The 6,196-nt window shown below is 73.4% G+C and carries 7 protein-coding genes; 1 reads left to right on the forward strand and 6 read right to left on the reverse strand.

Annotated features, from left to right (window positions below; all coding sequences use genetic code 11):
- Positions 1-133: 133 nt before the first annotated feature.
- Both AAG827_RS21800 and aat read right to left on the reverse strand, forming a co-directional pair.
- Positions 134-586: a hypothetical protein gene (locus AAG827_RS21800; protein WP_341928307.1), complete on the reverse strand. Its 453-nt coding sequence runs from the start codon at positions 584-586 to the stop codon at positions 134-136.
- Positions 587-656: 70 nt separating this feature from the next.
- Entirely contained in the window at positions 657-1,343 is a 687-nt protein-coding gene (gene aat, locus AAG827_RS21805) for a leucyl/phenylalanyl-tRNA--protein transferase (protein WP_341928308.1), read from the reverse strand.
- 56 nt (positions 1,344-1,399) lie between these two features.
- Between aat and AAG827_RS21810 the strand changes: the two genes are divergently transcribed.
- Positions 1,400-2,080, forward strand: coding sequence for an EcsC family protein (locus tag AAG827_RS21810; RefSeq protein WP_341928309.1), 681 nt, complete (start codon positions 1,400-1,402; stop codon positions 2,078-2,080).
- On the opposite strand, the gene AAG827_RS21815 is transcribed toward AAG827_RS21810, so the two are convergent.
- The 4 genes from AAG827_RS21815 to AAG827_RS21830 all read right to left on the reverse strand — a co-directional run.
- A complete protein-coding gene (locus tag AAG827_RS21815; protein WP_341928310.1) occupies positions 2,041-3,255 on the reverse strand; it encodes a hypothetical protein in 1,215 nt (404 codons plus the stop codon). The genes AAG827_RS21810 and AAG827_RS21815 overlap by 40 nt on opposite strands.
- On the reverse strand, positions 3,252-4,379 hold the full coding sequence (locus AAG827_RS21820; protein ID WP_341928311.1) for a hypothetical protein: 1,128 nt from the start codon (positions 4,377-4,379) through the stop codon (positions 3,252-3,254). The genes AAG827_RS21815 and AAG827_RS21820 overlap by 4 nt, the downstream gene beginning before the upstream one ends.
- 46 nt (positions 4,380-4,425) lie before the next feature.
- Positions 4,426-5,529 (reverse strand): hypothetical protein, encoded by a 1,104-nt coding sequence (locus AAG827_RS21825; protein WP_341928312.1) that lies wholly within the window; start codon positions 5,527-5,529, stop codon positions 4,426-4,428.
- Positions 5,526-6,196: hydroxymethylglutaryl-CoA lyase (locus tag AAG827_RS21830; protein ID WP_341928313.1), on the reverse strand; the 671-nt coding region annotated here is incomplete at its 5' end. The genes AAG827_RS21830 and AAG827_RS21825, both read right to left, overlap by 4 nt.

Genomic DNA, 6,196 nt, shown 5'->3' on the forward strand with positions numbered 1-6,196 from the left:
AACTCGTCCTGCGAGGCGTCGGTCGGGGCGCCCGAGGCGCCACCGCCGCCGCAGCCCGCGAGGACCAGGGCGAGCACGGAGGCCGCTCCTGCTGTCTTCATGGTCCTGATGCCCGTCATGTTCCTCATCCTTGTCACTCGTCCTCTCCCGACGCGTCATCGCACGTCTGGTCCACATAGTCGTCGAAGGCGTCCGCCTTCTCCTCGTCCGCCCCACTGAAGTCCTCGCCCGCCGCCTCGAGCTCCTCGATCGTCGCGTCGTCGGGCAGCTCGAGGACCTCGCTCGTGACGAGCACGAACCCCTCCTGCGCCTCGTCCGACGTGTCCTCGGGCACGCCGACCTCGACGAGCTGGGTCACGGCCGCCTTGATGGCGACCACGTCCTCCTCGGTCAGGTCGTCGGCCGACGCTGCGCCGTAGGCCTCCGCGACGCCGGTCAGGGCGACGCAGAAGTCCTCGGTGACGGCAGCGGTGTCGGCGATGCCGGGGTCGTCGGAGCCGGTGGTGGGCTCGTCATCGTCGCCGCAGCCGGTCAAGGCGCCGGACAGCACGACGACCAGGGCGGTGGAGGTCAGGGCACGCAACATGGGGCAGCAGGGCTCCTCGGTGGGGGGCGGAGCGCACTTCCTACCCCGTCGGCACGACATTCAGTCACAGTCACGGCCTCGGAGTCGAGAGGTCCGGCAACGGCGCGGTGAACAGTCGGGGAAGGCGCGCCAGGTAGTCGTCGCGCGAGATCTCCTTCACCCCCAGCGTCGCGAGGTGCGGGGTCACCCACTGGGTGTCGACCAACCGGTCCCCGGGAGGGGCCGCCGACAGCAGGTCGACCAGGCCGATCAGCGCCACCTTGGAGGCGTCGCGCGCGCGGTGGAACATCGACTCGCCGGCGAAGAGACCGCCGATCGCCAGGCCGTAGAGGCCACCCTCGAGCCGCCCGTCGCGCCACGCCTCGACCGAGTGGACCCAGCCCAGCTCGCCGAGGCGGAGGTAGGCCGCCCGGATGTCGTCGTCGATCCAGCCCTGGGGCCGGCGAGGGTCACCGCAGGCGTCGATCACCTCGGGCAGCGCGGTGTCGACGCGGACCTCGAAGTCACGGGCGGAGCGCCGCAGGGACCGCGAGACCCGCAGGTCGTCCAGCTCCAGCACCCCCCGTCGTACGGGGCTGAACCAGTACATCGGATCGCCGGGCTCCCCCAGCGGCATGGGGAAGAGGCCACGCCGGTAGGCCGCCAGGAGGGTGCCCGGCTCGAGGTCGGCGCCGATGCCCACGAGGTCGTCGTCGGGGTCGAATCCGGCCGGATCACCGAAGACCCATCGGGTCGGGGTCGGCTCGATCGGTGGCACGAGGACGACCGTAGTGGGTGAGCCGGGGGTGGGGACGCCTCACTAGGATCGAGGGCATGGGAGTCTCCAAGACCGTCGGCAAGCAGCTCGCGCCCAAGATGGCCGGGATCGCGCCGGGCCTCACCTCGTCCTTCGTCCGTGAGGCGCTGCACCGCGCCATCGTCGGGGTCGGCCCGCTGCCGCCCGCGGCCAAGGCTGCCGACAAGCAGCTGGAGGAGCAGAAGGGCGACGTCGAGAAGGCGGTCAAGGAGGTCATCGAGAACCACGTCCGCTATGCCGGCGCCCAGGGCTTCGTGACCAACATCGGCGGCCTCGTCACGGCGGCCGTGACGATCCCGGCCAACATCACCGGCCTCGCGCTCATCCAGTGCCGGATGATCGCCGGCATCGCGCACCTGCGTGGCTACGACCTCGACGACCCGCGCGTGCGCAACGCGATCCTGGTCGCCATGCTCGGCGAGGAGTCCGTCACCTCGATGGTCAAGAAGCGCAAGATCCCGGCGCCACCGATGGCCCTCGCCACGGCGCCGGTCCACGACAGCGGCATCGACGTGATCATCTCCACCGAGGTCGCCTCAGACCTGATCACCAAGGTCGCCGGCAAGCGGCTCGCGATCACCATCGGGCGTCGCGTGCCCGTCGTGGGCGGGGTGGTCGGCATGGGCGCCGACGGCTACCTCACCTGGAAGATCGGCCGCTACGTCGACCGCGAGCTCCTGCCGCGCCCCACGCGGTAGGCCCGGAGCGCACCGCGCCCGAGACGTGAGGTCTGCAGGCGCCGGACGGCCTTCTCGCGCAGTCGGTACGTCGGACGCAGGTAGGACCGCTCCAGGTCTCGGTGCGCGGCGTCGAGGTCGCCGCGCAGCCGACCGGCCTCCTGCTGGAGCCGGCCGTTCTCGAGCAGGAGCGCCTTGATCGCGTCGACGGCGGCGCTCGCGACCTGCTTCTCGGAGGGCTGGTCGGGATCGGCCCAGGACGACACCGCGGGTGCGCCCTCGAGGTCGGCGAGGTCCCCGACCACGGCGTAGCCGCGCTCGCGGATCTCGGCGACCCAGGAGTCCTCGAGGTCGCGCACCCAGGGGTGCACCTCGGGCGGCAGGGCGAGCCGCGTCGAGCCGGCCCGGCGCGAGAGGGTCTGGTGCGCCAGCAGCTCGCGCACCAGCGGGCGGTAGTCGGCCGGCGGGAGCTGACGGTTGGCGGCGGCGTTGATGCGCCGGATCAGCGCGGTCTCGGGGACACCGAGTGAGGGGTTGACCCGCTCGGCCTCGAGGTCGAGGTCGAGGCCGTCGAGCCCGAAGGCCTCGCTGAAGCGCTTCCAGAGCACCTCGGGGGCACCGCCGGGCGGCGGCACCGTGACCAGGTGGACGTGCTCGGGCGGCAGGTCGTGGCCCCAGCGGTTGAGGATGTCGGGGATCTCCTGGACGCTCCAGAACCAGCTCGCGATGCGACCCTCGCGCGATGGGTCCTGGACCTGGCGCAGGAATCGGGCATAGCTGATCGTGCTGCGGTGCTTGACGTTCTCCTGCCACTCCGCGGGGATCTGGCGCACCAGGTCGCGCACGGAGAGCACCACGTGGACCTCGGTGCCGTCGCCGTGACCGAGGTCGCGCAGCGCGCGGCCGACCTGGGAGCGGGAGGCGGCGGCGAAGATCTCGTGGCTGATGATCGAGGTGCCGTGGTGGGCACGGACCTGCTCGGCCAACCGGTCCCACGCCCCGATCGCCTCGGTCTCGAGCCCGCCCCAGGGCAGGCGCATCAGGTCGAGCGCGGCCAGGAAGTGGGCGTCGAACCGGTCGGCGGGATAGCTGATGCCGGCGGCCGCCAGGGTGCGCCGGTTGCGGTGCAGGACGTCCTGGAGGTAGGACGTGCCGGTCTTGGGCGTGCCGACGTGGAGCAGGAGGCGTCGGGTCACCGGGGCGCCTCCTTGGTCTCGTCGAGCAGCAGTCGGACCGCCAGGGCGAGCACCCCCGCGTCGGTGGGACCCGACGCGCCCGCCGGCGCGACCGCATCGGGCCGCGGCACGAGCAGGTCGGGGTCGCCGTGGACAGCGTAACCAGCGCGGAGCATCCGATCGCGCATCCGCACGGCTCGCTGCGTGGCCCACGCGGCGTGCTCGGCCGGCAGCCGCAACGGCGGACCGGGCGCGTCGAGGAGTCGTGGGAGGAGGGTGTGGCGCAGCAGGTCGGCGCGCTGCTCGGGCAGCACCAGCAGGCCCAGCACGGCCGCCACCTGGCGGGCGAGGTCGACCGCGTCGGCGGCGAGGGCGGGCGGCTGCGGCAGGGCACGTCGTACGCCGACCAGTCGCGGCAGGGCGCTCGGGTCCAGGACCACGCGCACGCGGACCGCGCCCACCTGGCGTGCCCACGTGGCCGCCGCCCGCTCGAGGTCGACGCGCGGTGGCAGGCGGTGGCCGGCGGCGAACGGGTCGAGCCACTCGCGCCAGGGCAGGGCGCCCTCGTCGAAGCAGCGCGAGGTCCAGGCGTCGGCGACCATCGAGGCGACGTCGCGACCGACCACGACGACCACGGAGCCCCGGCCACCGGGGGGCCGCCCGCGGGCGACCATCGCCTCCCGAGCGGGGTCGGCCAGCCAGGGGTCGCCGACCAGGCGGTAGCGGGTGCGCCAGGGCCGGACCAGCGGCGGCACCTCGGGCGGGCGTCGCGCACCCGAGGCCACGAGGTCCTCGGCGAGCAGGCTGGTGGCGACGCGGGTCAGCTCGGCGTCGGGCAGGTCGGCGGGGTCGACGGGTCGGGGCCCGAAGGGCGACTCGTCGGTGGCGCCGACGAGCTCGAGGTCGGGCGTGCCCCGGCCGGGGGCACTGGCCTCGACGACCCGCTCGACCAGGCGCGGCGAGGGACGACGCCCCTGGCTCGCCGCCGCGAGGTGCAGGCGACGCAGGAGCTCGAGCTGCTGGGCACCGGGGAGGTAGACGCCCTCGCGCGTGCCCTCACCGTGCCACGCGGCCCACGGGGTCGTGCCGCCGTCGCGCAGGTGCGCGACCCAGCCCCAGGCGCGGCGCTCGCCGCTGACGGTCATCACGCGCGGCTCACTGGCGCCGTCACTGGCCCCGTCACTGGCCCCTTCACTGGCGCAGCCGCTTGGCCTGGGTGCGGACCTTGCTCATCAGCTGCTGGTCGGGGTCGGGACGCCGGGCGGCCTCGCGGGTCATCGCCGAGAGGGCGTCCATCGCCACGCGCAGCTGCTGCTTGGTGGAGACCTTGTCGGGGTTGACGAAGGTGACGTCCTCGGCGAGCGGCAACGGTCGCAGGTCCTCGACGTCGCCGACCACGTCGACGCCGCTGTCGCGGATCCAGGCGATCCAGCGCTCGGCCTCGGCCTCCGCCCACGGCTGGAGACGCGGCGGCATCCGCACGGGCTGGGAGACCCGGCCGACCAGCTCGTTCTGGGCGAGCATCTCGCGGATCAGCTCGTCGTAGGAGGCCTCACGGCGCGTGGCGCGGTCCATGCGGCGGTTGAGCTTGCGGATCACCTGGGTCTCGGCGACGCCGAGCGACTGGTTGAGCCGGTCGCTGTCACGCGGCGCCCAGGCCGGGTCGATGCCGAGGACCTGGCAGTAGCGCGACCAGAGCAGGTCACGGGGCGCGCCCTTCGGCGGCACGGTGACGACGTGGACGTGGGCGGGATCGAGGCCGGCGCCCCAGGCCTCGAGCACGGTGGGGAGGTCGAGCGCGCGGTAGAACCACGGCTTGCCGTGCTCCACCCGGTTGAGGAAGCGGCGGTAGGTCCACTTGCGTCCCTGCTTGACGCTCTCCTGCCAGGCCGCGGGGAGCTGACGGGCGAGGTCACGGGCGCTGTAGACGACGTGGAGCTCGCTGCCGGCCAGGTCGCGCTTGGCCTTCGCGATCGCCTCCCGGGTGGCCGGGGCGAGGATCTCGTGGCTGATCACGACGGTGCCGGAGCGCCGCTTGACGCGGCGTACGAGGGCGTCCCAGCTGCCCTCGGCGTGGCCCGCCGGGCCACCCCAGTCCTGGCCGAGCAGGTCGAGCGCGGCACGGAAGTGGAAGAGGCCCGCGCTGACCACCGGGGAGCGGGTCGGGAAGTGGACGCCGTGCGCGGCCAGGGTCCTGGCGTTGAGGCTGAGCCGGTCCTGGACGTAGGTCGTGCCGGTCTTGGGAGCACCGATGTGCAGGTAGACCCTGCGCTTCGGGGTCGCGGCGGCACTCACCCGGGAGATTGTGCCGGACCCGCCGTCCCGCCCAGGGCCCGCACCACCGCGGAGGGGCTCGGGCGGCCGAGGTGGCCGGCCATCCAGGTGCTCGTGGCGACCAGCAGCTCGAGGTCGACGCCGTGCTCGATGCCGAGCCCGGTGAGCAGCCAGACGAGGTCCTCGGTGGCCAGGTTGCCGGTCGCGCTCTTGGCGTAGGGACAGCCGCCCAGGCCGCCGGCGCTGGCGTCGTACGTCGTGATGCCGGCCTGGAGCCCGGCGTAGGCGTTGGCGAGGGCCTGGCCGTAGGTGTCGTGGAAGTGCAGCGCCAGCTGGTCGGTCGTCATCCCGGCGTCGGTGAACGCGGCGACGAGCGCGGTGACCTGGTTGGCCGTGCCGACGCCGATCGTGTCGCCCAGGCTGAGCTGGCTGGCCCCGAGGTCGAAGAGCCGCTTGCCGACCGCGACGACCTGCTCGACGGGCACCGCACCCTCCCACGGGTCGCCGAAGCACATCGAGACGTAGGCACGGACGTCGAGCCCGGCCTCGCGGGCGCGGCGGACCGTGGGCTCGAACATCGCGAACTGCTCGTCGAGGCTGCGGTTGAGGTTCTTCTGCGCGAAGGTCTCGGTGGCGCTGCCGAAGATCGCGATGTGGCGCGCGCCGAGCTCGAGGGCCCGGTCAAGGC

It is taken from the genome of Nocardioides psychrotolerans (assembly GCF_943371775.1).
Taxonomy (GTDB): Bacteria; Actinomycetota; Actinomycetes; order Propionibacteriales; family Nocardioidaceae; genus Nocardioides; species Nocardioides psychrotolerans_A.

What these genes read in the sequence shown, in the direction of transcription:
- AAG827_RS21800 (WP_341928307.1), bottom strand. Translation starts at nt 586, where the DNA reads ATGTTGCGTGCCCTGACCTCCACCGCCCTGGTCGTCGTGCTGTCCGGC.
- AAG827_RS21810 (WP_341928309.1), top strand. Translation starts at nt 1,400, where the DNA reads ATGGGAGTCTCCAAGACCGTCGGCAAGCAGCTCGCGCCCAAGATGGCC.
- AAG827_RS21820 (WP_341928311.1), bottom strand. Translation starts at nt 4,379, where the DNA reads ATGACCGTCAGCGGCGAGCGCCGCGCCTGGGGCTGGGTCGCGCACCTG.